The organism is Pseudomonas baetica, from assembly GCF_019733355.1.
GTDB lineage: Bacteria > Pseudomonadota > Gammaproteobacteria > Pseudomonadales > Pseudomonadaceae > Aquipseudomonas > Aquipseudomonas baetica_A.
The window spans coordinates 142,976-169,414 of the sequence record NZ_JAIHLQ010000001.1 but is presented as its reverse complement, the minus strand read 5'-3'; the positions used below and the strand labels follow the sequence as shown (position 1 = coordinate 169,414).

At 55.2% G+C, this 26,439-nt stretch carries 22 protein-coding genes and 1 pseudogene; 19 read left to right on the top strand and 4 right to left on the bottom strand.

The window, feature by feature from the left end:
- Positions 1 to 33 precede the first annotated feature (33 nt).
- From serC to K5E40_RS00685, 19 genes are all read left to right on the top strand, one after another.
- Positions 34 to 1,119: a 3-phosphoserine/phosphohydroxythreonine transaminase gene (serC, locus tag K5E40_RS00775; RefSeq protein ID WP_221729262.1), complete on the top strand. Its 1,086-nt coding sequence runs from the start codon at positions 34 to 36 to the stop codon at positions 1,117 to 1,119.
- The gene (gene pheA / locus K5E40_RS00770) at positions 1,119 to 2,213 is read left to right on the top strand and encodes a prephenate dehydratase (RefSeq protein ID WP_027620100.1); all 1,095 of its coding nucleotides are present in this window, start codon (positions 1,119 to 1,121) and stop codon (positions 2,211 to 2,213) included. Before serC ends, pheA begins: the two co-directional genes overlap by 1 nt.
- Positions 2,214 to 2,225: 12 nt before the next feature.
- On the top strand, positions 2,226 to 3,338 hold the full coding sequence (gene hisC, locus K5E40_RS00765) for a histidinol-phosphate transaminase (RefSeq protein ID WP_221729261.1): 1,113 nt from the start codon (positions 2,226 to 2,228) through the stop codon (positions 3,336 to 3,338).
- Between the two features lie 28 nt (positions 3,339 to 3,366).
- Positions 3,367 to 5,574: a bifunctional prephenate dehydrogenase/3-phosphoshikimate 1-carboxyvinyltransferase gene (locus K5E40_RS00760; protein ID WP_260455464.1), complete on the top strand. Its 2,208-nt coding sequence runs from the start codon at positions 3,367 to 3,369 to the stop codon at positions 5,572 to 5,574.
- A complete protein-coding gene (gene cmk / locus K5E40_RS00755) occupies positions 5,571 to 6,260 on the top strand; it encodes a (d)CMP kinase (RefSeq protein ID WP_221729259.1) in 690 nt (229 codons plus the stop codon). Before K5E40_RS00760 ends, cmk begins: the two co-directional genes overlap by 4 nt.
- A 119-nt stretch (positions 6,261 to 6,379) precedes the next feature.
- Complete coding sequence (gene rpsA, locus K5E40_RS00750) at positions 6,380 to 8,065, top strand: 30S ribosomal protein S1 (RefSeq protein ID WP_221729258.1); 1,686 nt, start codon at positions 6,380 to 6,382, stop codon at positions 8,063 to 8,065.
- 215 nt (positions 8,066 to 8,280) lie between these two features.
- The gene (locus K5E40_RS00745; RefSeq protein WP_221729257.1) at positions 8,281 to 8,559 is read left to right on the top strand and encodes a hypothetical protein; all 279 of its coding nucleotides are present in this window, start codon (positions 8,281 to 8,283) and stop codon (positions 8,557 to 8,559) included.
- A 153-nt stretch (positions 8,560 to 8,712) separates the two neighbouring features.
- A complete protein-coding gene (ihfB, locus tag K5E40_RS00740; protein ID WP_003189779.1) occupies positions 8,713 to 9,009 on the top strand; it encodes an integration host factor subunit beta in 297 nt (98 codons plus the stop codon).
- 30 nt (positions 9,010 to 9,039) lie between these two features.
- Positions 9,040 to 9,279, top strand: a complete 240-nt coding sequence (locus tag K5E40_RS00735; RefSeq protein WP_221729256.1) for a LapA family protein — start codon at positions 9,040 to 9,042, stop codon at positions 9,277 to 9,279.
- A gap of 225 nt (positions 9,280 to 9,504) precedes the next feature.
- Positions 9,505 to 10,581: a dTDP-glucose 4,6-dehydratase gene (gene rfbB, locus K5E40_RS00730; RefSeq protein ID WP_221729255.1), complete on the top strand. Its 1,077-nt coding sequence runs from the start codon at positions 9,505 to 9,507 to the stop codon at positions 10,579 to 10,581.
- A complete protein-coding gene (gene rfbD, locus K5E40_RS00725; RefSeq protein WP_221729254.1) occupies positions 10,578 to 11,471 on the top strand; it encodes a dTDP-4-dehydrorhamnose reductase in 894 nt (297 codons plus the stop codon). Before rfbB ends, rfbD begins: the two co-directional genes overlap by 4 nt.
- Positions 11,468 to 12,358: a glucose-1-phosphate thymidylyltransferase RfbA gene (gene rfbA / locus K5E40_RS00720; RefSeq protein WP_221729253.1), complete on the top strand. Its 891-nt coding sequence runs from the start codon at positions 11,468 to 11,470 to the stop codon at positions 12,356 to 12,358. The genes rfbD and rfbA overlap by 4 nt, the downstream gene beginning before the upstream one ends.
- Positions 12,359 to 12,413: 55 nt before the next feature.
- Entirely contained in the window at positions 12,414 to 13,337 is a 924-nt protein-coding gene (locus K5E40_RS00715) for a glycosyltransferase (protein ID WP_221729252.1), read from the top strand.
- A complete protein-coding gene (locus K5E40_RS00710) occupies positions 13,334 to 14,293 on the top strand; it encodes an NAD-dependent epimerase/dehydratase family protein (protein ID WP_221729251.1) in 960 nt (319 codons plus the stop codon). Before K5E40_RS00715 ends, K5E40_RS00710 begins: the two co-directional genes overlap by 4 nt.
- On the top strand, positions 14,290 to 15,321 hold the full coding sequence (locus K5E40_RS00705; protein WP_221729250.1) for a glycosyltransferase family 4 protein: 1,032 nt from the start codon (positions 14,290 to 14,292) through the stop codon (positions 15,319 to 15,321). Before K5E40_RS00710 ends, K5E40_RS00705 begins: the two co-directional genes overlap by 4 nt.
- Positions 15,322 to 15,526: 205 nt before the next feature.
- Entirely contained in the window at positions 15,527 to 16,594 is a 1,068-nt protein-coding gene (locus K5E40_RS00700; protein WP_221729249.1) for an acyltransferase, read from the top strand.
- An 85-nt stretch (positions 16,595 to 16,679) separates the two neighbouring features.
- Positions 16,680 to 17,468 carry an ABC transporter permease gene (locus K5E40_RS00695; RefSeq protein WP_221729248.1) on the top strand — a complete coding sequence of 263 codons (789 nt, stop codon included), beginning with the start codon at positions 16,680 to 16,682 and terminating at the stop codon, positions 17,466 to 17,468.
- Positions 17,468 to 18,727: an ABC transporter ATP-binding protein gene (locus K5E40_RS00690; RefSeq protein ID WP_221729247.1), complete on the top strand. Its 1,260-nt coding sequence runs from the start codon at positions 17,468 to 17,470 to the stop codon at positions 18,725 to 18,727. Before K5E40_RS00695 ends, K5E40_RS00690 begins: the two co-directional genes overlap by 1 nt.
- A gap of 3 nt (positions 18,728 to 18,730) precedes the next feature.
- Entirely contained in the window at positions 18,731 to 22,612 is a 3,882-nt protein-coding gene (locus K5E40_RS00685; RefSeq protein WP_221729246.1) for a glycosyltransferase, read from the top strand.
- Positions 22,613 to 22,790: 178 nt separating this feature from the next.
- Here the strand turns inward: K5E40_RS00685 and K5E40_RS00680 are convergent, their stop codons facing one another.
- From K5E40_RS00680 to K5E40_RS00665, 4 genes and pseudogenes are all read right to left on the bottom strand, one after another.
- Entirely contained in the window at positions 22,791 to 23,192 is a 402-nt protein-coding gene (locus K5E40_RS00680; RefSeq protein ID WP_311775934.1) for a GtrA family protein, read from the bottom strand.
- A gap of 1 nt (position 23,193) precedes the next feature.
- Positions 23,194 to 24,144, bottom strand: a complete 951-nt coding sequence (locus K5E40_RS00675; RefSeq protein WP_221729244.1) for a WxcM-like domain-containing protein — start codon at positions 24,142 to 24,144, stop codon at positions 23,194 to 23,196.
- Positions 24,141 to 25,136: a glycosyltransferase family 2 protein gene (locus tag K5E40_RS00670; protein ID WP_221729243.1), complete on the bottom strand. Its 996-nt coding sequence runs from the start codon at positions 25,134 to 25,136 to the stop codon at positions 24,141 to 24,143. The genes K5E40_RS00675 and K5E40_RS00670 overlap by 4 nt, the downstream gene beginning before the upstream one ends.
- Positions 25,078 to 26,082 (bottom strand): annotated as a pseudogene (locus K5E40_RS00665) (DegT/DnrJ/EryC1/StrS family aminotransferase). The gene K5E40_RS00670 and the pseudogene K5E40_RS00665 overlap by 59 nt, the downstream one beginning before the upstream one ends.
- Positions 26,083 to 26,439: the final 357 nt, after the last annotated feature.

Below are 26,439 nucleotides of genomic sequence, written 5' to 3'. Positions count from 1 at the left end.
ATTGTGTATCACCAAGTCAGAGCGAGATTGGATGTGAGCAAGCGAGCCTATAACTTCTGCGCCGGCCCTGCGGCGCTTCCCGAAGCTGTCCTGCAACGCGCTCAAGGTGAACTCCTTGACTGGCACGGCAAGGGGCTGTCGGTTATGGAAATGAGTCATCGCAGCGATGAGTTCGTGTCCATTGCCACCCAGGCCGAGCAGGATCTGCGTGACCTGCTGAATATCCCTTCGAACTACAAAGTGCTGTTTTTGCAAGGTGGCGCGAGCCAGCAGTTTGCGCAGATTCCCCTGAACCTGCTGCCGGAAAATGGCTCGGCCGACTATATCGATACCGGTATCTGGTCGCAGAAAGCCATCGAAGAAGCCTCGCGCTACGGTCACGTCAACGTCGCCGCTACCGCCAAGCCTTACGATTATTTCGCCATTCCGGGCCAGAACGAGTGGAATCTGTCCAAGGACGCCGCTTACGTTCACTACGCGCCGAACGAAACCATTGGCGGTCTGGAATTCCAGTGGATCCCGGAAACCGGCGACGTGCCGCTGGTGGCCGATATGTCCTCGGACATCCTTTCGCGTCCGGTCGATATCTCGCGTTTCGGCATGATCTACGCCGGTGCGCAGAAGAATATCGGCCCGAGCGGCATCGTGGTCAACATCATCCGCGAAGACTTGCTGGGCAAGGCGCGCTCGCTGTGCCCGACCATGCTCAACTACAAAGTCGCGGCCGATAACGGCTCGATGTACAACACCCCGCCGACTCTGGCCTGGTACTTGTCTGGTCTGGTATTCCAGTGGCTGAAAGAGCAGGGCGGCGTTGAAGCCATCGCCAGGCTGAACGATGTCAAGCAGCGCACACTGTACGACTTCATCGACGCCAGCGGCCTCTACAGCAACCCGATCAACAAGTCGGATCGCTCGTGGATGAACGTGCCATTCCGTCTCGCTGATGATCGTCTGGATAAGCCGTTCCTGGTCGGTGCTGATGAGCGCGGCTTGCTCAACCTCAAGGGTCACCGCTCTGTGGGCGGTATGCGCGCCTCCATCTACAACGCCGTCGACATCACCGCAGTCAATGCGCTGGTGGCCTACATGGCTGAATTCGAGAAGGAACACGGCTGATGTCCGAGCAAGAACTCAAGGCGCTGCGCGTTCGCATTGACGCTCTGGACACCAAAGTCCTCGAGCTGATCAGTGAGCGTGCGCGTTGCGCCCAGGAAGTCGCGCGAGTAAAGATGGCCTCGCTGGCCGAAGGCGAAGTGCCGGTGTTCTATCGTCCTGAGCGCGAAGCTCAGGTGCTCAAGCGGGTGATGGAACGCAATCAGGGGCCGCTGGGCAACGAAGAGATGGCGCGGTTGTTCCGCGAGATCATGTCTTCGTGCCTGGCGCTGGAGCAGCCGCTGAAAGTGGCGTACCTCGGCCCTGAAGGTACCTTCACCCAAGCGGCGGCCATGAAGCACTTCGGTCACGCGGTGATCAGCAAGCCGATGGCAGCGATCGACGAAGTATTCCGTGAAGTGGCGGCCGGTGCGGTGAATTTCGGCGTGGTGCCGGTGGAAAACTCCACCGAAGGCGCGGTCAACCACACGCTGGACAGCTTCCTCGAGCACGACATGGTCATCTGTGGCGAAGTCGAGCTGCGGATTCACCATCATCTGTTGGTGGGTGAAAACACCAAGACCGACAGCATCAGCCGCATCTATTCCCACGCGCAGTCGCTGGCGCAGTGCCGCAAGTGGCTGGACGCGCATTATCCGAATGTCGAGCGCGTGGCGGTGTCCAGCAACGCCGAAGCGGCCAAACGGGTTAAAGGTGAATGGAACTCGGCGGCGATTGCCGGTGATATGGCGGCTGGGCTCTATGGTCTGACTCGTCTGGCCGAGAAAATCGAGGATCGCCCGGACAACTCCACGCGCTTCCTGATGATCGGTAACCAGGAAGTGCCGCCGACCGGCGACGACAAGACGTCGATCATTGTGTCCATGAGCAACAAGCCTGGCGCGCTTCATGAGCTACTGGTGCCATTCCATGACAACGGCATCGACCTGACTCGCATCGAGACCCGACCGTCGCGTAGCGGCAAGTGGACCTACGTGTTCTTCATCGACTTCGTCGGCCACCACCGTGATCCGTTGGTCAAAGGTGTACTGGAAAAGATCAGTCAGGAAGCGGTAGCACTCAAGGTGCTGGGTTCCTACCCGAAAGCAGTTCTCTAAGGGCGGTAGCAAATGAGTGGCAATTTCCTCGCTCTGGCACAGCCGGGCGTGCAACAACTTTCGCCGTACGTTCCGGGCAAGCCTGTGGACGAACTGGCGCGCGAGCTGGGTCTGGATCCGGCGAAAATCGTCAAACTGGCCAGCAACGAAAACCCTCTGGGTGCAAGTCCGAAAGCCTTGGCGGCGATCCGCGAGGAGCTGGCCGAGCTGACCCGTTATCCGGATGGCAACGGCTTTGCGTTGAAATCCCTGCTGGCCGAGCAGTGCCGTGTCGAGCTGAACCAGGTCACTCTCGGTAACGGCTCCAACGATATTCTCGAGTTGGTCGCGCGCGCCTATCTGGCGCCGGGCCTGAACGCAGTGTTCAGCGAGCATGCTTTTGCGGTGTACCCGATTGCGACTCAAGCTGTTGGCGCTCAGGCCAAAGTAGTCCCCGCCAAGGATTGGGGGCATGACCTGCCGGCCATGCTCGCGGCCATTGATGCCAATACCCGCGTGGTGTTTATCGCCAACCCGAACAACCCGACCGGTACCTGGTTCGGCGCAGAGGCGCTGGACGAGTTCCTGCAGGACGTTCCGGAGCATGTGCTGGTGGTGCTGGACGAGGCCTATATCGAGTACGCCGAGGGCAGCGACTTGCCCGATGGTCTGGATTTCCTGGCGGCGTATCCGAATCTGCTGGTTTCGCGCACCTTCTCCAAGGCATACGGTCTGGCGGCATTGCGCGTGGGTTATGGTCTGTCCACGGCGGTGGTGGCGGACGTGCTGAACCGCGTGCGCCAGCCCTTCAACGTCAACAGCCTGGCCTTGGCTGCGGCCTGTGCAGCGCTGAAGGACGAAGAGTATCTGGCGCAAAGCCGTCAGCTCAATGAGGCCGGCATGCAACAACTGCAAGCAGGTTTCCGTGAGTTGGGTTTGAGCTGGATCGAATCCAAAGGCAACTTCATTTGCGTCGACCTCGGCCAAGTGGCGGTCCCGGTGTTTCAAGGCTTGCTGGCTGAGGGCGTGATCGTGCGTCCGGTGGCTAACTACGGTATGCCGAATCACCTGCGGGTGACCATCGGTCTGCCGGCGGAAAACAGCCGCTTCCTCGAAGCGCTGCGCAAGGTTCTGGCTCGTGGGTGATGTCACTGCGTTGCAATCTGCTGCACCTATGATCGGTCGCCTGGTGGTGGTCGGTCTGGGGTTGATCGGTGGTTCATTTGCCAAAGGCTTGCGTGAAAGCGGTATCTGCCGCGAGGTGGTCGGGGTCGATCTCGACCCGCAATCGCGCAAGCTCGCGGTCGAGTTGGGTGTGGTTGATCGCTGCGAAGATGACTTGGTAGCGGCATGCCGTGGCGCTGACGTGATTCAATTGGCAGTGCCGATTCTGGCCATGGAGAAAGTGCTGGCCCGTCTGGCGGGCATGGATCTGGAGCAGGCGATCCTGACGGATGTCGGTAGCGCCAAGGGCAACGTGGTGCGTGCGGCGACCGAAGCATTCGGCGGCATGCCGGCGCGTTTCGTGCCGGGGCACCCGATTGCCGGCTCCGAGCAGAGCGGGGTGGAGGCTTCCAACGCTGGACTGTTCCGCCGTCACAAAGTGATTCTGACGCCGCTTGAGCAAACCGATCCGGCCGCGCTGGCTGTTGTTGATCGTCTATGGCGTGAATTGGGTGCCGACGTCGAGCACATGCAGGTCGAGCGCCACGACGAAGTGCTGGCTGCGACCAGTCATTTGCCGCACTTGCTGGCCTTCGGTTTGGTCGATTCGTTGGCCAAACGCAATGAAAATCTTGAGATCTTCCGTTACGCTGCTGGCGGTTTCCGCGATTTCACAAGAATCGCCGGAAGCGACCCGGTCATGTGGCACGACATCTTCCTCGCCAATCGCGAGGCTGTCCTGCGCACACTCGATACATTTCGCAGCGACCTCGACGCCTTGCGCGACGCGGTCGATGCAGGGGATGGGCACCAATTGTTGGGCGTTTTCACTCGCGCCCGGGTTGCCCGCGAGCATTTCAGTAAAATCCTGGCCCGCAGGGCCTATGTGGACGCTATGAATTCCAACGATCTGATCTTCCTGGCTCAACCTGGTGGCCGCCTGTCCGGTCGGATTCGCGTACCGGGTGACAAATCGATTTCCCACCGTTCGATCATGCTCGGTTCGCTGGCCGAAGGCGTCACCGAAGTCGAAGGCTTCCTCGAGGGCGAAGACGCCCTGGCGACCTTGCAGGCATTTCGCGATATGGGCGTGGTCATTGAGGGGCCGCACCACGGCCGCGTGACCATTCACGGTGTCGGCCTGCACGGCCTGAAGCCTGCGCCGGGCCCGATCTATCTGGGTAACTCCGGCACGTCGATGCGTCTGCTGTCCGGCCTGCTGGCCGCGCAGAACTTCGACAGCACCCTGACGGGCGATGCTTCGCTGTCCAAGCGTCCGATGAATCGCGTGGCCAATCCGCTGCGTGAAATGGGCGCGGTGATTGAAACCGCGGCTGAAGGTCGTCCGCCGATGACCATTCGTGGCGGGCACAAGCTCAAAGGCCTGACTTACACCATGCCGATGGCCAGTGCCCAGGTGAAGTCCTGCCTGCTGCTTGCCGGCCTGTACGCTGAAGGCAAGACCACCGTCACCGAGCCGGCGCCGACGCGTGACCACACCGAGCGCATGCTGCGCGGTTTTGGTTACCCGGTAAGCGTCAATGGCGCTACGGCGTCGGTCGAGTCCGGTGGCAAGCTGACGGCGACCCATATCGAAGTGCCAGGCGACATCTCGTCGTCGGCGTTCTTCCTGGTGGCGGCATCGATCGCCGAAGGTTCGGAGTTGGTGCTTGAGCATGTCGGCATCAATCCGACCCGTACCGGCGTCATCGACATCCTGCGCCTGATGGGGGCGGACATCACTCTGGAAAACCAGCGTGAAGTCGGCGGCGAGCCAGTCGCTGATCTGCGCGTGCGTGCAGCTAAGCTCAAAGGTATCGAGATTCCTGAAGAGCTGGTTCCACTGGCCATCGACGAATTCCCGGTGCTGTTCGTGGCAGCCGCCTGTGCCGAAGGGCGCACTGTGCTGACCGGCGCAGAAGAGCTGCGGGTCAAGGAATCGGATCGCATCCAGGTCATGGCGGACGGTTTGCTGGCGCTGGGCGTCAAGTGCGAACCGACCCCGGACGGCATCATCATCGACGGCGGCCAGATCGGCGGCGGCGAAGTGCATGGTCACGGCGATCACCGTATTGCCATGGCTTTCAGCGTGGCCTCGCTGCGCGCCACTGCACCGATCCGCATCCATGATTGCGCCAACGTCGCGACGTCGTTCCCGAACTTCCTCGCGCTGTGCGGGCAGGTCGGTATTCGTGTGGCACAAGAGGCTCAGTCGTGAAGAACATTGCACCGGTCATCACCATTGATGGGCCAAGTGGCTCGGGCAAGGGCACCGTCGCCGGGATTCTGGCCAAGCGTCTGGGCTGGAATCTGCTGGATTCCGGTGCGCTTTACCGTTTGCTGGCTTTTGCCGCCCACAACCATGGTGTCGACCTGACCAATGAGGAGCTGCTGAAGAAACTCGCCGCTCATCTGGATGTGCAGTTCATCGCGGCGACCGACGGTCAGTTGCAGCGCATCATTCTGGAAGGTGACGAAGTCAGCGATGTCATCCGTACTGAAAGTGTCGGTTCCGGCGCTTCTCAGGTGGCTGCGTTGCCGGCCGTGCGCGAGGCGCTGTTGCAGCGCCAGCGTGCTTTTCAGGAGGCGCCGGGGCTGGTGGCCGATGGTCGCGACATGGGTACGGTGGTTTTTCCGAATGCGCCGCTTAAGATTTTCCTGACCGCCAGTGCCGAGGAGCGGGCGCGCCGCCGATATTTGCAGTTGAAGGGCAAAGTCGAGGGTGTTAGTCTGTCGAGTCTGCTAGATGAGATCCGTGCACGCGACGAGCGTGACACCCAGCGAGCGGTAGCCCCGCTTAAACCGGCGGCTGACGCGATACAGCTGGATTCCACGGAGTTGTCCATCGATCAGGTGCTTGAACGCATCATGAGCGAGATCGCCATTCGCGATATCGCCGGGTGACCAAGAAGGTTGCAGGGGACCAGTCATAGTCCTGCGGCGCTTCTTCTATATGAAACTAACCCACACCGTCTGGGGTGTGGAGATGGGCGTATCCTTCGCCCTCATTTACAGGAATTAAAATGAGCGAAAGCTTTGCGGAACTCTTTGAAGAAAGCCTAAAAACCCTGAACCTTCAGGCAGGCTCCATCATCACCGGTGTTATCGTTGATATCGATTACCAAGCTCGCTGGGTAACCGTTCACGCTGGCCTGAAGTCTGAAGCACTCATCCCGCTTGAGCAGTTCTACAACGACGCTGGCGATCTGACTATCAATGTCGGTGACGAAGTTCACGTTGCGCTGGACTCGGTTGAAGACGGTTTCGGTGAAACCAAGCTGTCCCGTGAAAAAGCCAAGCGCGCTGAATGCTGGATCGTTCTGGAAGCAGCCTTCGCAGCTGAGGAAGTGGTCAAGGGCGTTATCAACGGTAAGGTTAAAGGCGGCTTCACTGTCGACGTTAACGGCATCCGTGCGTTCCTGCCAGGTTCCCTGGTTGACGTCCGTCCAGTGCGCGACACCACGCACCTGGAAGGCAAAGAGCTGGAATTCAAGGTCATCAAGCTGGACCAGAAGCGCAACAACGTTGTCGTTTCCCGTCGCAGCGTCCTGGAAGCCGAGAACTCCGCCGAGCGTGAAGCTCTGCTGGAATCCCTGCAGGAAGGCCAGCAAGTCAAAGGTATCGTCAAAAACCTCACCGATTACGGCGCATTCGTCGATCTGGGTGGCGTGGACGGCCTGCTGCACATCACCGACATGGCTTGGAAGCGCATCAAGCATCCTTCCGAGATCGTCAACGTTGGTGACGAAATCGACGTTAAGGTTCTGAAATACGATCGCGAACGCAACCGTGTTTCCCTGGGCCTGAAGCAACTGGGCGAAGATCCATGGGTTGCTATCAAAGCCCGTTACCCAGAAAGCACTCGCGTTACCGCTCGTGTAACCAACCTGACCGACTACGGCTGCTTCGCTGAGCTGGAAGAAGGCGTTGAAGGTCTGGTACACGTTTCGGAAATGGACTGGACCAACAAAAACATCCATCCTTCGAAAGTCGTACAAGTCGGCGACGAAGTGGAAGTTATGGTTCTGGACATCGACGAAGAGCGTCGTCGTATCTCCCTGGGCATCAAGCAGTGCAAATCTAACCCGTGGGAAGATTTCTCTGGCCAGTTCAACAAGGGCGATAAAATCTCCGGCACCATCAAGTCGATCACCGATTTCGGTATCTTCATTGGTCTGGACGGCGGCATCGACGGTCTGGTTCACCTGTCCGACATCTCCTGGAACGAAGTGGGCGAAGAAGCCGTACGTCGTTTCAAGAAGGGCGACGAGCTGGACACCGTTATCCTGTCCGTTGACCCAGAGCGCGAGCGTATCTCCCTGGGTATCAAGCAACTGGAAAGCGATCCGTTCTCCGAGTACGTCTCGGTTAACGACAAAGGCGCAATCGTTACTGGCACCGTGAAAGAAGTTGACGCCAAAGGCGCCATCATCGTTCTGGCTGACGACATCGAAGCGACCCTGAAAGCCTCCGAAATCAGCCGTGACCGCGTTGAAGACGCGCGCAACGTGCTGAAAGAAGGCCAGGAAGTTGAAGCCAAGATCATCAGCGTTGACCGCAAGAGCCGCGTAATCCAGCTCTCGATCAAGTCGAAAGACGACGCTGAAGAGAAAGAAGCAATCCAGAGCCTGAAAGAGACTCCGGAAGCTGCTACCGGCGAAACCACCATGGCGGCACTGCTGCGCCAGGCAATGGCCAAACAGAACTAAGTTCTGCTTGATCATTAAAAAGGGCGACTTCGGTCGCCCTTTTTTGTGTCTGTGATTTGATGAGTCCTGGTTTTCTTCTGCGCGAATCAGTGCTGCCTGTGAAACCAATCCAATCGCCAGATTGTCTGTTTCTTTAATGGGATCAATCGCCTATTCGCGACTAAGCTTGGTCTTAAGCGTGTAGTAGTCGGGCGTTGCCTGGCATAAGGAAATGGATGAGCAAGTTTATTGTCCTCATAGCGGTACTGGTTTTTGCAGGCTGTACTACAAATGCCAAGACCCATGCGGTGCGTGGTGTCAGCGGCATTGAAGTTGATTGCTCTGGGCTGGGCTCTGGCTGGGAGAGGTGTCAAAAGCGAGCGGCGAAGGAGTGTAAGGGGGCGGGTTACAAGGTGATCACTCGATCTGATGATGCCAAAGATGAAGATGAGTTTCCGTTTGGTTTCAATCCTGCTGGGTACGTGACCCGGACCATGCTGGTGATATGCCGTTGAGCGTGGGGTGATCCTGGCGAGTGAGTTTATGCCCTGAAAGCGGGCGTTTCAGCGCTGAAGAAGATATGTCAATCCCTGGGCTGTTCAAAATCTTCCGGGCATGCTAAAACCTTTCAAGCGCTGATCTAGCTGCTTGAAAAAGAAGGGAAAAATATGACGAAGTCGGAGTTGATCGAACGAATTGTCACCCATCAAGGGCTGCTCTCATCCAAGGATGTGGAGTTGGCCATCAAGACCATGCTTGAACAAATGTCCCAATGTCTGGCCACCGGTGATCGCATCGAGATCCGCGGGTTTGGCAGCTTCTCTCTGCACTACCGTGCACCGCGCGTTGGTCGCAATCCAAAGACTGGCCAGTCCGTTAGCCTCGACGGTAAATTTGTCCCGCATTTCAAGCCGGGCAAAGAGTTGCGTGATCGTGTTAATGAGGAAGAGGAGGAGGGCGTTTGATCCTCGCTGCTGACTATCAGGGAGACGTTCATGCGTAATCTCAAACGCATACTTCTTGGCGTTTTTATTCTTTTATTGGTGTTGGCTATCCTTGCTTTCGTGCTTGAGAACCAGCAGTCTGTTTCTTTGCTGTTTTTGGGTTGGGCAGGTCCTGAACTTCCAGTATCGCTGGTCGTGATGCTTGCCTTGCTCCTCGGTATGATTTTCGGCCCGATACTTGGGCTGTTTCTGGGACGTTCGTCCAGAGCAGCGCGCAAGCGTCTTGTCTGAATGCGACAGGTGCAGGGCGTCTGTCGAAATTGCGCCACTACCTGTCTATATCCATTAGTAAAAGATTCATTAAGCTGTAAAATGCAGCCCTTGTTCGATAGTGGCAAATTCCCACATCGATTCAGACTGACTCTGACAGAAGCCTCGTATATGGAGGCTTTTGCATTCATGGATTAGACCGCGCTCGTTGGTGGCGCCGTCCGCAGCTCAAGGGTATGGTTTCGCGTGAAAATTCTAGTTACCGGTGGCGCCGGGTTTATCGGCTCGGCAGTCATTCGTCACATCATTTCCAATACCAACGACGCAGTCATCAACGTCGACAAACTGACGTATGCCGGTAACCTTGAGTCATTGGCCGAGGTGAGCGGTGATTCGCGCTACGTGTTCGAGCGCGTCGATATCTGTGACCGTGATCAGATCGACCGTGTCCTGCGTGAGCACCAACCAGATGCCATCATGCACTTGGCCGCAGAGTCCCACGTCGATCGCTCGATTACCGGTCCATCCGAGTTTATCCAGACCAACATCATCGGCACTTACACGTTGCTGGAAGCTGCCCGTCAATATTGGGCTGCAATGGATGATGCGCGTAAAGCCAATTTCCGCTTCCATCATATTTCGACCGATGAAGTTTACGGCGATCTTGAAGGCCCGGAAGATCTCTTTACCGAAACCACGCCTTATCAGCCAAGTTCGCCTTATTCGGCGAGCAAGGCCAGCTCTGATCACCTCGTTCGCGCTTGGGCCCGTACTTATGGGCTGCCAACGTTGGTCACCAACTGCTCGAACAACTACGGCCCTTGCCACTTCCCTGAGAAATTGATCCCGCTGATCATTCTCAATGCATTGGAAGGTAAGCCGCTGCCGGTATATGGCAAAGGCAATCAGGTTCGTGATTGGTTGTATGTCGAAGATCACGCCCGCGCGCTGTACAAAGTTGTGACCGAAGGTGTTGTCGGAGAGACTTACAACATTGGCGGACATAATGAAAAGCAGAATATTGAAGTCGTGCACACCCTTTGTGCGTTGCTCGATGAGTTGCGCCCTGACTCGGCACATCGCCCGCATGCCAGTCTGATTACCTATGTTCAGGATCGCCCTGGTCACGACGTGCGTTATGCAATCGACGCCAGCAAGATCCAGCGTGAACTTGGCTGGACGCCGGAAGAAACCTTCGAAACCGGTATTCGCAAGACTGTCGAGTGGTACCTCAACAACACTGAGTGGGTTGCTCACGTCAAAAGCGGCAGCTACCAGCAGTGGATCGACCAGAACTACGCAGATCGCACGAACAAGGCATGAAGATCCTCCTGCTCGGCAAAAATGGCCAGGTAGGTTGGGAGCTACAGCGCTCCCTTGGCCCGCTCGGCGAGTTGATCGCACTTGATCGCCATGCCGTTGAAGGTTTGTGTGGTGACTTGTCCAATCTGGATGCGTTGCGCGCAACTATCCGTCGAGTCCGCCCCGATATCATCGTCAACGCGGCAGCGTATACCTCTGTCGACAAAGCTGAATCGGAAAGCGAGATGGCTGACCGGGTAAACGCTCAGGCGAGTCGGCTCTTGGCCGAGGAAACTGAGATTCTGGGTGGCTGGCTGATTCACTATTCGACCGATTATGTCTTCAGTGGCCAAGGCACCACACCTTGGCAGGAGACCGATGCGGTTGCTCCGGTCAATCAGTATGGCCAAAGCAAACTCGCGGGTGAGCAAGCCATCACTGCGTCCGGATGCAAACATCTGATCTTCCGGACAAGCTGGGTCTACGGCGCTCGAGGCAATAACTTCGCCAAGACCATGCTGCGTCTGGCCAAAGATCGCGACACGCTGAGCGTCATCGCCGATCAAATCGGAGCGCCGACAGGGGCTGATCTGATTGCCGATGTCACCGCGTTGGCTATCCGCCAAGTGTTGCAGCGGCCTGAACTGTCGGGTTTGTATCATTTGGCAGCCGCAGGTGAAGTCTCCTGGCATGGTTATGCCAGCCATGTAATTGCATTTGCTCAAGATAACGGTGAGCAGCTTGCCGTCGAGACGATCAGCCCGATCGAAACGACTGCTTATCCGACACCCGCGCGTCGGCCTCTGAACTCACGTTTGAATACTCAGAAGCTATGCGGCAATTTTTCTCTACACTTGCCGGATTGGCAAAGTGGTGTAACCCGAATGCTTAGGGAAGTTCTGAACAAATGACCACGACAAATCGTAAAGGCATCATCCTCGCCGGTGGCTCGGGCACGCGCCTGCATCCGTTGACTCTGGGCGTGTCCAAACAGATGCTGCCAATCTACGACAAGCCGATGATCTTTTATCCGCTGTCGGTGTTGATGCTCGCTGGCATGCGCGAGATTCTGATTATCTCCACACCTGAAGACCTGCCTTGTTTCCGCAAGCTGTTGGGCGACGGTAGTGTCTATGGGATCAAACTCACCTATGCCGAACAACCGAGCCCAGACGGTCTGGCACAGGCGTTCATCATTGGCGAAGAGTTCATCGGTGAGGATCCTTGCTGCCTGATTCTGGGTGATAATATCTTCTACGGTCAGCATTTCTCGGACAATCTGCGTTCGGCGAGCACCCAGCAAAAGGGTGCGACCGTTTTTGGTTATCACGTCTCCGATCCGGAACGTTTCGGCGTTGTCGAGTTTGATAAGAGTGGCCGCGCGCTGAGTATCGAAGAAAAACCGTTGAACCCCAAGTCCAACTACGCGGTAACCGGCCTGTATTTCTACGATAATGATGTTGTCGAGATCGCCAAGGGCATCAAGCCTTCTGAGCGTGGCGAGCTGGAAATTACCGACGTGAATCGCGCGTACCTCGAGCGCAAGACCCTCAATGTCGAGATGCTGGGGCGCGGTTTTGCCTGGCTGGACACCGGGACTCATGACTCACTGCTGGAAGCGAGCCATTTCGTCCATACCATCGAACAGCGCCAAGGCTTGAAAGTGGCCTGCCTGGAAGAGATTGCTTATCACAACGGCTGGATCACTGCTGAGCAACTGGGCGCTCAGGCTGATGCATTGAAAAAAACCGGTTATGGACAATATTTGCAGAAGCTCCTGGACTTGAGCGCTCGCTAATCACGAGTATCAGTTTTTCAATTATCAGTGTTTCAATCGTGCAAGCAGGAATGGCATGCCAGTCAGATCACCCAAGGTTGCAGTTTTGCTGGCTGCCTACAACGGAACGCAATGGATCGAGGAGCAACTGGCTTCGATCCTCGCTCAATCCGCGGTTAACGTTACCGTCTATATCAGCGTCGATGCCTCCACCGATGAAACCGAAACGTGGTGCGCGCAATTCGCCGCAGACCACCAGAATATCGTTGTGCTGCCGTCCGGTTTTCGCTTCGGCGGGGCATCGCGCAATTTTTTCCGTTTGATCCGCGATGTCGACCTGACGAGCTACGACTATGTTTCCTTCGCTGATCAGGACGATATCTGGCACTCCGATAAATTGCAGCGCGCTATCGCTTCATTGCTTGAGAAGGATGTGGATGCCTGTTCCAGCAATGTCACCGCGTTTTGGGACGATGGCAGGACACATCTGCTCAACAAGGCGCAACCGCAGACCCGTTGGGATTATTTGTTCGAGGCTGCCGGTCCGGGCTGCACCTATGTGCTGGGAGCACCATTGGTGCAGGCGATGAAGCAGTCGATGCTGGCACAGTGGGATACCTTGCAATCGGTAGGTCTGCATGACTGGTATTGCTATGCCTTTGCTCGCAGCCATGGTTTCAGTTGGTACATCGATCCTCGTCCTTCAATGGATTACCGCCAGCACGATAGTAATCAAGTAGGAGCTAACACCGGCTTCAGTTCAATGATCGCGCGCTACAAAACCATTCATGACGGCTGGTGGTTCAACCAGGTTGCACTCATTGCACGACTGGTCGGCAAGGACAGTGATTCGTTTGTCGGCTCATGGCTTGAGTTACGCCGCTGGCAGTTGATCAGGTTGTCGTTTTCCGCCTGGCGTTGCCGTCGCCGCATGAGGGATCGTGCTTTGTTTTTCGTGATTTGCTGGGCCACTGCACTTCTCGGGAAATCTGCCAAATGAATGCGCCCAAGGTCTGGGTTACCGGAGCGAGCGGCTTCGTCGGAGAAGCCTTGGTCTTGCACTTGCTCGTACGAAAAAAATTTGCCCCTGTGGCTGCCGTCCGCGCTGCAACTCGTCTTCAAGGCTTGTGTCCTATCGCCAGGTTCGCGTCGGGGACATGCGAGGCCACACAATTGGCTGGCGTGCAGGTGGTCGTCCATGCGGCGGCGCGGGTGCACGTCATGAATGAGACGGCGGGTGATGCGCTTGGCGAGTTTCGCCGGGTAAATGTCGAAGGCACGATGCAGTTGGCTCGTATGGCTGCGCAGGCCGGCGTCAAGCGCTTCGTTTACATCAGTTCGGTCAAGGTCAATGGCGAGCGCACGGATCCGGGGCGACCGTTTACTGCCGATGACACTGCGTCGCCGCAGGATCCATACGGCATTTCCAAGCACGAAGCCGAACAGGCATTGCGTCAACTTGGCGAGCAGACGGGTATGCAGGTAGTGATCATTCGTCCTCCGCTGGTCTATGGGCCCGGGGTGAAAGCCAATTTTCTCAGTCTTCTCAAATGGCTCGAAAAAGGTTTCGTGTTGCCGTTGGGCGGCATTCGCAATCAGCGCAGTATGGTTGCGATCGGCAATTTGGTCGATCTCATCGAAACGTGCCTGGATCACCCGGCGGCGGCAGGGCAAACGTTTCTGGTAAGCGATGGTGACGATTTGTCGACACCTCGCTTGCTCAAGCGCCTGGCATCTGCACTTGGAGTGAAGGCTCTATTGTTACCTGTGCCTGCGGCGCTGCTGCTGCTCGGGGGGGCGCTCGTCGGCAGGCGCGACGTTGCCCAGCGAGTCTGTGAGTCTTTGCAGGTCGATATCAGCAAAAACCGCGAGTTGTTGGGTTGGGTCCCACCGATCGACGTTGATACTGCCATGCGCCGTACTGCGAACCATTTTCTGGAAAAGCAAAAGACATGATATTTGGCGGTTTGCTCATTACGATTTTTGCGCTGTCCTGGGCGATGACTTGGGGGTTGCGTCACTACGCCTTGTCGAAAAGTCTGATGGACATCCCCAATGACCGCAGTTCGCACTCGGTGCCGACGCCTCGTGGCGGCGGTGTGGCGATAGTGCTTGGGTTTCTGATTTCACTGCCCGTTCTGGGTGGTATGGGCCTGATGGATAACGCGACGCTCTACGCTTTATCGGGTAGCGGGCTGCTGGTGGCTATCGTCGGGTTTGCCGATGATCACGGGCATATCGCAGCCAGGTGGCGCCTGCTTGGTCATTTTGCGGCTGCCATTTGGGCTTTATTCTGGATCGATGGGCTGGCCCCTGTCACGGTACTAGGTGCAGTGATTGATCTGGGCTGGATAGGCAACGGCCTTGCGGCAATTTATCTGGTCTGGATTCTCAATCTCTACAACTTCATGGACGGTATCGACGGCCTGGCCAGTGTCGAAGCGCTTTTTGCCTGTCTTGCCAGTGCGTTGCTCTATGTTCTCGTCGGGCAGGAAACGTCAATTCAATGCGTGCTCCTGTTGAGTGTCGCAGTGGGCGGTTTTCTGTGCTGGAATTTTCCACGGGCCCGGATCTTCATGGGGGATGCCGGCAGCGGATTTCTGGGTATTGCGCTGGGTATTCTCTCGCTTGACGCTGCAAGCCGTTCCCCTGAACTCCTCTGGAGTTGGTTGATTCTTCTCGGCGTCTTTGTGGTAGATGCGACCTGGACTCTTTGCCGGCGGCTGTTGAACGGGGACAAGGTCTACCAAGCTCATCGCAGTCATGCCTATCAATATGCCTCGCGCCAGTATCAGAGCCACAAGGCGGTGACGCTCGCGGTGGTCGGACTGAATGTGTTCTGGTTGTTTCCGTGGGCCATTGTCGCGGCTCTGGACGTAGTTCCCGGTGTCATCGCGCTGATCTTTGCGTACGCTCCGCTGTTCTGGCTAGCAGTCCGGTTCAAGGCCGGCAATCGTGAGCCCGTCACCGAGACTGGAGCGTAACCGCAGGCAATTCCCTCGGATGATGCAGGGCGTGGGAGCGTGAATCGGATAATGATATGATCCGCGCCCTTGGTTCGGCGAATATGCGGAATTTTCAGGATTGACATGCAAGAGGGTGTCGTATTGCGGGCCAATATTCAAAGACTCTTACGACAATTCAGCCCAATTGCCTTGTTCAGTTCAATGAGTGTCGGAGCAGTTATAAATGCAGCACAAGGATAACAATTTAAATCTGCTTCGGCTGGTTGCTGCGCTGATGGTTCTTTACGCACACTCTTTTGATTTGTATGGCAATTTACCTGTCGGGTTTATGGACTCGACCTATGGCAGTCTTGGCGTCAACATTTTTTTCATCATCAGCGGTTATCTGATCGTAAAGAGCTGGGACTCCACGCCCCACGCCAGAGCATTTCTGATGAAGCGGTCACTGCGGATTTTTCCTGCATTGATTGTCGTAGTGGTTGCCAGCGCTTTTATCCTGGGTCCCCTGTTTTCCACGCTGACGGTTCGTGAGTACTTTGCACAACCGCTCACGTGGGGTTATCTGAAAAACATTTTCTTGAAACCGGTGTTCATTCTTCCTGGTGTTCTTGAAAACGCGAAACTCCCCCGCGTCGTCAATGGTTCGCTGTGGAGTTTGCCCATCGAGTTTTTCATGTACCTGGTGGTGATGGGCCTGGGAATGGCATTGAAGGGCGGGCGCTGGATTTATACTGCCACGACTGCGCTGTTTGCAGCGATAGTGATTTTTTGGTGCTGGCGCGAGACCCCTTTGGTGGTGATATACGGGACCGGTGTCCAGTATGTTTTTCTCACCGGCATCTATTTCATGATCGGTGCCTGTTATGCGAAATGGCGGCTTGAGCGCTGGTTCAGTCTCTCCGGCGTTTGCGTGCTGATAATGGCAACGATCCTGCTTGCACCCTATGTGCAGGTTTCCAAAGGCCTGCTGTGGTTCACCCTGCCGTATGTGGTGTTGGCCTACGGTTTATCCAGCAGCTGGCTGGGTAGTTGGGTCAACCGGATAGGGGACTGTTCATACGGGGTCTATATCTACGCTTTCCCGGTGCAACAGTTCGTTCTATTCAAATTTCCGGATATTTCGTATCCGCTTTATCTGGGCGTGACGATCGTTATTACGCTGATGCTCGGTTACCTGTCCTGGCATCTGGTTGAGAAACGGATGTTGAATTTCAAATCCAGATTGCCGGTTCGTGCAGATAAAGCCGAGCCCGTATCAATTCCGGAAATCGGAAAAAACTTAAGTCGATGAGCCCGGATCGTTAAATGGAATTCATGATGTCATGCGGTGGTTTTGAAGTGGTGGTGAATGTGTTTGTGACACACGGTGACTTTCAATGAACTGGTTGAGGACGATGCTGGCGGATCGCAGGATTTTGTTGAGCCTGGTTTCAAATGATCTCCGCGCCCGCTATTTGACCAACTATCTTGGTTTCTTGTGGGTCTTTATTCAGCCGTGCGCGACAACGCTGATCCTGTGGTTCGTGTTTCAGTTCGGCTTCAAGGCAGCACCTCATGGCGACTTTCCTTTCGTCCTCTGGCTGGTGTGCGGGCTGGTGCCGTGGTTCTTTACAGTCGAGGCATTGAATTCCGGTTGTACGGCTGTCAAGGAGAACAGTTTTCTGGTCAAGAAAATTGTCTTCAAGGTTTCTCTGTTGCCACTGGTCAAGCTCACCTCAGCGGTACTGGTACACATTTTCTTCGTGTTCATCCTGCTGCTGCTGTTCGTGATTTATGGCTATCAGCCAAATCTGTACTGGTTGCAAGTCGGCTATTACATCGCCTGCCTGTTCATGCTGCTCCTGGCAATTGCGTGGATTACCAGCTCAGTAGTGATCTTCTTCCCGGACCTCAGTCAGTTGGTGGCGATGGCTACGCAGTTTGGGTTTTGGTTGACCCCGGTGTTCTGGGATATAGATGCCATTCAGGGGCGTGCGGGGTCTTACCTGCGCCTGAACCCGTTTGCCTACATCGTCGAAGGATTCAGGGATTCGCTCATTCGCAATATCTGGTTCTGGGAGCGACCGACTCAAACTCTGGTCTTTTGGGGAGTGTTGATCGTTCTAGCGCTGATAGGCTGGCGCACATTCAAAAAATTAAGACCTCACTTCGCGGATGTTTTGTAATGAATGCAGTGAATGAGAGCGCAATCTGCGTCCGTAACGTGAGTAAGGTTTATCGCCTCTATGACAAGCCTGTTGACCGCCTGATCGAGGCGCTTTCACCTTTCGGAAAGCACCGGCATCACGATTTCCACGCGCTGACTGACGTTTCTTTCAACGTCGAGAAAGGACAGACCGTGGGGATTCTCGGAAAAAACGGTGCGGGCAAAAGTACTCTGTTAAAAATCCTCACCGGCGTACTCACGCCTTCCAGCGGCGAAGTCCAGGTTGTGGGTCGTGTTGCGTCGCTGCTGGAACTTGGGGCCGGCTTCAATCCGGACTACACCGGCGTCGAGAATATCTATTTCCAAGGATCCCTCATGGGTTACTCCCATGCGGAAATGCAGACGCGTATTGCGGCCATTCTGGAATTTGCCGACATTGGTGACTTCGTCAATCAGCCTGTGCGCATGTACAGCAGCGGCATGTTTGCGCGTCTGGCTTTTTCCGTGGCAATCAATGTCGAGCCCGATGTGTTGATCGTGGACGAGGCGCTCAGCGTGGGTGATGCGGGGTTCCAGCTCAAGTGCATGTTGAAGATGAAACATATGCAGGAGCGCGGCACCACGATCCTCTTCGTTTCTCACGATACTCAGTCGGTTATTCGCTTCTGTCAGGCAGTCATCGTGATGCAGAACGGGCAGATCATCGATTACAGCACCGACGTGCTGACCGCGACCAAGAACTACGAAAAGAAGGTTCGTAACAGCAGTGCAGTAGCGATTCCAGAAGCCGAGGAATTGCATGCCGATGTGTCCTACGAAAAGGAATTGGGCGATATCTCGGAAGTTCGATTCGGTTCAGGTGCGGCGAAAATAAACGCGGTGGATTTCTACAGCGCCGACGGCACCCAGACCAACCACTTCGAACCTACCGAAGATGTCACCATGCACTGTTATGTGCAGTCCTCCATGGACATCAAGGAAGTCGTGATGGGCTACTCGTTGCGCGACGCCAAGGGTGTCGATGTGGCCGGTGACAATACCCTGTTGGCCGGGTGCAAGTTCGACCTTGATGCCGGTGCGCACAAAGTCAGTTTTTCCTTCCCGCTCAATGTGGCGCCGGGGGAATATTTTCTCTTTATTGGTATGGCCAGCCTGGATGGCGAGCGCGTTGAACTGGATCAGCGTTGGCCCATGCGCAAACTCAGCGTGTCGGGCGGGCGTCAGATCGTCGGAGTCGCTTATTGCCCGTCAACAGTCAACGTTGTTAAGGTTGCTTGAATCATGCTTAAGATTGGTAATGCAAAAGTCGCGGATACCGTCAAGTTTCATCTGGACGATACGGCTGACTGCATCATTGAGGATGGCGTTCAGCTGTGCGACAACGTCGTCATTGAATGCGGTGCGGGAGGCAGCGTGCGTATTGGCTCCGGGACGGTCGTCAATTACGGAACGTGGATCAACGGCAGTGGCAAAGTCACCATCGGTGAGAATGTCCTGATCGCCCCCAATGTGTGCATCACCTCGTCCACCCATCGATATCATTTGCACACGCCGATCACCGAGCAGGGCATGCGGCTGGCCGAGGTGAGCATTGGAGATGACGTTTGGATTGGCGCCAGTGTATCGGTGCTGGCAGGTGCGGAAGTTGGCCGTGGTACGGTTGTCGCGGCCAATTCCGTAGTCAAATTCAATGTGCCCCCTCAAAGCATCGCGGCCGGTGATCCTGCTGTCAAAGTTGCTTCACGCAAATACAAGCGAGTGGTGTTCTACACGCTGCCGCTGATCTTGCGGGATCGCCCGACGTTGTTCAGCAGCATCGTCGACATTTATCTGCCGCTCGCCGATACATTTGCCGATAAGGGTTGGGAATGTGTTTTTGTCGGCTCCAATGAACTGAGCGAGCAGTATCCGGACTTCAAATACGACTGGATCAGTCCGTCCTCCTACAATCTTGATTATCCGCAGGCCGGAAATGCCGAGTGGATGAGTGATTGGAAATGCCTGCTTGAACAGCAGCCACTGGACTTTCACGATCAATTCGTAGCTTCACTCCTGGACAATGTCGAGCCGGACCTGATGTTCTGCTGGAACTACGACGGCAGTCTCGATACTGCGTGTTCAGCTGCAGGCATACCGTTGTTGTTCAACGAACTGGGCATGCTTCGTGCGCCCAATCCGATGGCTTACTACTCCGATAGTCGCGGCGTGAATGCGCGAAGTGGCTTCAGCGCGGAATTCCTCGAGTACCAACAGAAGTCCGGCGGAGTACCAAGCGTTGCCGCCTTGGCGAACCTGGCACAGATGGAAGAAAGTTATCCTCGCCAGGATTCCGGTCGTGTCCCGACGGTGTTGATCCTGCTTCAGGTTCAAGACGATTCCAATATCATCATGGGATCGCCGTTTGCCAGCATGGACGAGTATGTTCGACATGTTCTGGCTTCGATTGAGGGCGCGCCGTTCACCGTCATCGTCAAGCCCCATCCTCTGGATGAAGTGCCGGATCTGCCTGAGCATGTCCAAGTGGCGGGCAAGGAAGAAAACATCGCGGATCTGATCGCTGACGCCGATGTGGTATTCACCATCAACTCCTCCGCAGGCTTCGAAGCCGCTTTGGCCGGGAAAACCGTTTATACCCTCGGTAAGGCTCCCTACAGCGGGACAGGTTTGACCATTGATGTCGAACAACCGCAGGACCTCCCGGCGTTGTGGCAGGCTCATGGCGCTGTGGCACCTTGCACCCGGGATTTGCGCGCGCAGGTTCTGGACTTCGCGCGGGTACGCTACTTTCTGAGCGAGGCGCAATTCCGTGAACCATCGGCGCACCTTTCCCGGTTGCCGCGAGCGCTGCCTGTCGACCTGTCGAGAAACGCGTTTGATCCGGATCTTGAGAGTTTCCGTCAGCAGTCCTATATCAGTTGGCTGGAAGGCAAGGCAGAGGAAGCCCAGGTCGATCTTTCCACGCTGAGTGAAACGTATCTGGCCACCCAAAGCGAGCTGGCAGCTGTCAGGCATGAGTTGCTGGTGGCCAATGATCAGCTCTCGATCATAGAAGGTAACTTTACCGGGGCGTTGCAATACCCGTATTTGGGCAATGAAGAATCTGTGCGGATTCAGAAGCTGCTGCTTATTGAGCGCGAGTCGCTGCAACAGCAGATTGAATCGAGCAAAGCGGAAGTTGAAGAGCTCAAACGCACACTCGATGATGTTTATGCCTCGAAGTCCTGGCGCCTTACCCGACCCATTCGCGGTGGCCGGCGTGTGCTGTGGACGCTTCGAAACAGGCTCAGCAATCCTCGCGCCGTGCTGCGGCCTATTTATCAGCGGTTGCCATTTCTGATTGGCGTGCGCATGCGATTGAGGCATTGCATCAAGGCTGTGCAAGCCAAATTCATGCGAGTCATCAACTCGCAACACAATCTGAAGTCGTTGCAAGTCATTGCCGACCGGCGTTTTGGCTACTCGCTGGATGTGCCTGTGTTCGATGTACAGCCGATCATTGATGTCTCGATCGTTACCTATAACAGCAGCAAATGGGTGGATGGATTCTTCGCCTCCCTGAAGGCACAGGACTATCCACTCCAGCATTTGAATCTGTGTTTCGTCGATAACGGCTCCAAAGACAGCACCGTTGAGGACTTGCTCCGTTGGAAAGCACTGCTTGGCGCTGAGGTTGCAGGGTTTGAAGTCGTTCAAGGTGAGAACGTTGGTTTTGGTCTGGGGCATGACAGGGCGATCAAGTCCGGACAATCGGAATTTATTCTGATCAGTAACATCGACATCGTCTTTGCACCTGATTCGATTGCCAAGGTAGTTGCGACTGCGAACGCGGATAAGTTGGGAGCCGTTGCATCCTGGGAATTGCGCCAAGCGCCCTATGAGCATCCTAAATACTACGATCCGGTCACCCATGAGACCAACTGGTCTTCCCATGCCTGTATTCTGATCCGACGTTCGGCCTACGCAAAAGTCGGCGGCTACGAACACGAAATTTTCATGTATGGCGAAGATGTCGAATTGTCTTACCGGTTCCGTTCATACGGTTATCAGTTGAAGTATTGCCCTTCAGCGGTGGTCTATCACTACACCTATGAACATGAAAATCACGTCAAGCCGATCCAGTTTACCGGCAGTACGTTGGCGAATGCCTACCTGCGTCTGCGCTATGGCGATGTCAGCGACAAGTTTGGTGCGCTGGTGCTGCAAAGTGCCTTGCTGTTCCGACCTGAAGTCTACGCGGGTGTGCGTCGCGATCTGGTCGCCAATATCCGCAAGATCGTGCGTAAGTTTCCACACTTTCTGTCCGGCAAAGGCTCGAACAGCCAGGCCTACTTTCCGTTCCGCGGTTTTGACTATGAAATGATCCGCGACGGGGCATTCTGGACGGTAGGAGAGCCTCTGGCCGAAGTGCCGCTGGTAACGATCGTTACTCGAACTTACCGTAATCGGAACGAGTTCCTGCGCCAGTCGATCATGTCGGTTTTGAATCAGACCTATCCGAATGTCGAGCTGGTGGTGGTAGAGGATGGAGGTGAAACGATGAAGGAGCTGGTTGCCGAATTCCAGCGTCCTGAAGGCCGCGCCATTCGTTTCTATGGCATGGACAAAGTCGGCCGGTCCGTCACCGGCAACTACGGCCTGGAAATGGCCAAAGGCACTTACTGCATGTTCCTGGATGACGACGATCTGCTGTTTTCCGATCACGTCGAGGTGCTGGTTGCGGCCTTGGCCAATAAACCCGATTCGGTGGCGGCTTACTCGCCGGCAATGGAAGTAGGCACTAACGTCGCAGCTGACGGACGCTACACCGAAGTCAGTCATGAGACGCCGTCATACTACAAACACGAGTATGACTACGATACGTTGCTGGATCACAACTTCATTCCGATTCAGTCCCTGCTGTTTCAGCGCTCGCTTTACCTGGAGCGGGGCGGGTTCGAAACCGATATGAGTCACCTCGAGGACTGGAATCTGTGGCTGAGGTATGGTTACGGCAACACGTTCACCTACGTTGCGAAAACCACTTCACTGTTCCGTACTCCCGCCGATCCGAGTGTTCGTCTGGAGCGGCACAAGTCATTGCACGAGGCTTATTCTCTCGCCAAGGACCGAGCCGCCAAGTCTTGCGAGGGTTATCGCTCGGCAAGCTCTGAAGGGCAGGAGTAAGTGCGTTGGAGCAAGCGCTGCTTTCTGAAAGGGCGCTTGCCTAAGCCAGGGAATGAGCAATAAAAAAGCCGATGAGGCTGATACGTTCGAGACAGCGAGCGTATTATCCACATCGGCTTTTTTATGGGCGGTTTATTCCTTGTGCTAAGGATGTAATGCGGTTGGCGTTCGCACCTGATCAGACTTTGGGTTCAGAGTGTTTCGGTTTTATGAAAACAAGCTTGCTCAACGTGTAGGTCAGGGGTAGCGAAAGAACAATGGCAGCGAGTGGTGCCAGAAATTCCGGCAAGAATAGAATCCTTACCCAGAACCACACGACGAATAAGCCGAACAGATACTGTGCCAGGTAAATCAGTGGGAAAAAAATGACCGATTTCAATCCCTGGTGTTCTTTAAATACAACGTATCGGCTTAGAAGAAAGGCCAATAGAATCCCGCATACGTAGCTGATCGAATAACTTGTCGTATAAGCGAAGAAGTTAAGCAGTATCAGATAGAGCGCGTAAGTGGCGGCGGTGTTGAGTCCGCCGGTCAGCAAGAAGCGGAAAAATTTTATCTCGGTCAGTTTTTTCAGATTCACGTCACAGCTGCCCGGCGTCTTTCTTTTCCAGCAGGAACTGGTCGTAATCGCGAATGTAGTCGCTTGCCTCATAATGTTCGGAAGCAAATACCAGGAGCACTGCGTCAGACGAGTATTTGTACTGAATGCCCCACGTCATTGCAGGCAGGAACAAGCCAAGAGTGTGGGAGTCGAGCACAAACTCTTGCCGGTTTGTACCGTTGTCGGCGACCACATGGACGGTCCCTTTCACCGCGATCAAAAACTGATGGCATTCACGGTGCGCGTGTTCACCGCGGGTTTCAGCGGTAGGAACATTTGAAACGAGGAAATATCGTTTCACTGAAAAAGGAATGTCTCGCTCGAATTCCCCGACGCTGAGGCTGCCGCGGATATCGACCGCTTCAAGCATGCGATGCAGGGTCACGCCGCAAGGGTAAACTTCAGACGCTCCCACTTTGCTAGGGCTTTCGACTGTCGTGGCATTCGTCGCTTTGGCGTCGACATAGCCAATGATCTTTGCCGGATTCCCTACAACGATCGCGTTAGGTGGCACCGATTTGGTGACAACCGAACCTGCGCCGACCATTGCCGATGAGCCGATGGTAATGCCAGGCAGAATGGTCGAGTTGGCACCTAGCGAGGCGCCTTTTCTGATGATGGTCCTGGCGAACTCGGTCGGATAAACCTTGCTGCGTGGGAAGATATCATTGGTGAATGTCACGTTTGGCCCGACAAACACATCATCTTCAATGGTGATGCCGTCCCAGACCTGCACGCCACACTTAAGTGTCACGCGAGAACCGATAACCACATCATTTTCAACGAAAACATGATCACAAATATTGCAGTCTTCACCGATGTCTGCATTCGGGAGTACATGTGCAAATGCCCAGATTCGCGATCCGGCCCCAACAGTTTGGGACTCGCAAATCGCTCGCTCATGAACAAAAAAATTACGTGAATCGGTCATTTGTTGACTCCAAATTCAAGGGATTGCATCGGGATTGCCAATGGACGTCCCTTGGTATTTTCATAGGTTCGCCAGGCATACGAGCCCACAACGCCGAGACCAAGTAAATTGAGGCTACCCAGAAAGGTGATCATGAATAGCGTCATCGCGTAGCCCGGTACTTCAATGAGTCCAGCCAGCTTGGAAAAAACTACGCTGATGCCATACAGCGACGAAATAAACGAGCCAGCCGCGCCGACCCTGATCAATAAGCGGATAGGCAGATCTGTAAAGGAAAAAACGCTATCCATCAGGTAATTGACTTTTTTCCGAAGCGTCCACGCCGATTTGCCGTGCTCCCGCGCCACGCGGGAATAGAGCACTACCTCTCGACGGAAACCTAGCCAGAAAATCTGTGCGATGAGAGAGCTATGGCGCTCTTCCAGCTTCAGAAGATTGTCGCGAAAAGCCAGGTTGCAGCCGAACATGTCCACGCCGCCGGCAGGCATTTCCGGAATGACATAGCGCTTGTAAAGCCCCCAGAACGTTTTCGAGGCAAGCTTTGAAAGAAACGGGTCTTCCCGGCTTTCCCGAACTCCTACAACCACATCGACAGGTTGGTTTTTCAGAACCTCGTTCATGGTCAGAACAAGGCTCGGAGGCTCCTGAAGATCTGCCGCCATGACCGCAAAGGTCGTGCCTTTGGCGTGTTGGAGCCCCGTCCTGATCGCCATGAACGAACCAAAGTTCTTCGATAGAAGCACCAGTTGTGATACGAACGGCTGCGTTGGCAGGGCATCGCGCAGCAGTTCGAATGAACGGTCTGGACTACCATCTACAACAAATACTACTTCCAGTTCACCTTGGAGTTTAGTGTTCAGGTCTTCTATCGCTTGTAGCAACGAAGGGATTGATTCTTCGTTGCGGTAGACTGGAATAACAAGCGATAACACACTAAACCCCCTGTTTGAAGAAGTTGCAGACGACTTCGATGACGCGAGCAATTTGCTCATTGGTCAAGCCAGGGAAGCACGGAAGCGAAACAAGTTTCGAACTGGCGGATTCAGTAACCGGCAAACTGATCGACTGATTCAATGTATAAGCTGTTTGCCAATGATCGGGAACAGGATAGTGAATGTCGGTGCTGATGCCGTGTTCTTTCAAATAAAGGGTGAAGTCTTCGCGGTTTTCCACTCGCAATACAAACAAGTGTGCGACAAAGTCATCGCCCAGGCTGGCGGGCAATTTCACCGGCAGTGCTGCGAAAGCTTCACAGTATTTCTTCGCGATGGATCGGCGTTCTGCGTTCCATTGGTCGAGCAGTGGAAGCTTGACGCGCAAGATGGCGGCCTGCATCTCATCCAGTCGGCTATTGCGCCCCAGAGGCACGGTCACGTGGTACTTGGATGCCCAGCCATATTGCCGCAACTTAAGCAAACGATCGGCAATCTCTGGCGAGGATGTGACGATCGCACCTCCGTCCCCCAGTGCACCGAGATTTTTCGTCGGGTAAAAGCTGAAGCAGGCAAGGTCGCCATAGGAGCCACATTGGCCGTCTTGCGAGCGAGCACCATGTTATTGGGCGCAGTCTTCCAGCACCGCTGCGCCCGATGCTCGGGCGATCGAAGCGAGATTCTGAATATCTGCCAGTTGGCCATAAAGATGCGTGACGATGACAACTTTCGCCGGCTTGCTCAACGCTTGCTTCAGCGATTCAGGGCGCATAGTAAGCGTGCTGGCGTCGACATCGACGTAAACCGGCTCGGCGCCAACTGCTCTGATGGCAGTGCTGCTATAGAATCCGGCATTAGCGACGGTGACGACGCGATCACCAGGGCCAACTCCCATGCCGAGCAACGCGATTTCCAGGGCTTCGGAGCCATTGGCAACGGAAATGCAGTGCTCTACTCCAACGTAGTCGGCAAATTCGCGCTCAAACGCTTTGACCTCTTCACCCATGATGTACCAGTGACGATTGACGACACGCATGAGGGGTTCGGAAAAATCGATGCCCGCGTTTGCGGCAACGGCTGAAAAGAGAGGGATTTGTTGTTTGGCGTCCATGGTTTATCCAGAATTTTTGGCTGCCCGCATGATAAAGGGCAAAGGCTTATTTCACAATTGGCAGAGCAGGCGCGGCGTCCTTAACTCGAGCATCGGCGGCTGCGGAAAAATGACCTCCGCGACGCGTAAGGGGTGGAGTAAGCGCAGGGCTTTTTGCCGAGGGGATGAGACCGTGCGATAGCAATAAACTGTTGATAAGTCAGCGCTGGAAGCGTGCCACCATGCCTCGCTTTTTTTGCACTAGTGCTGTAT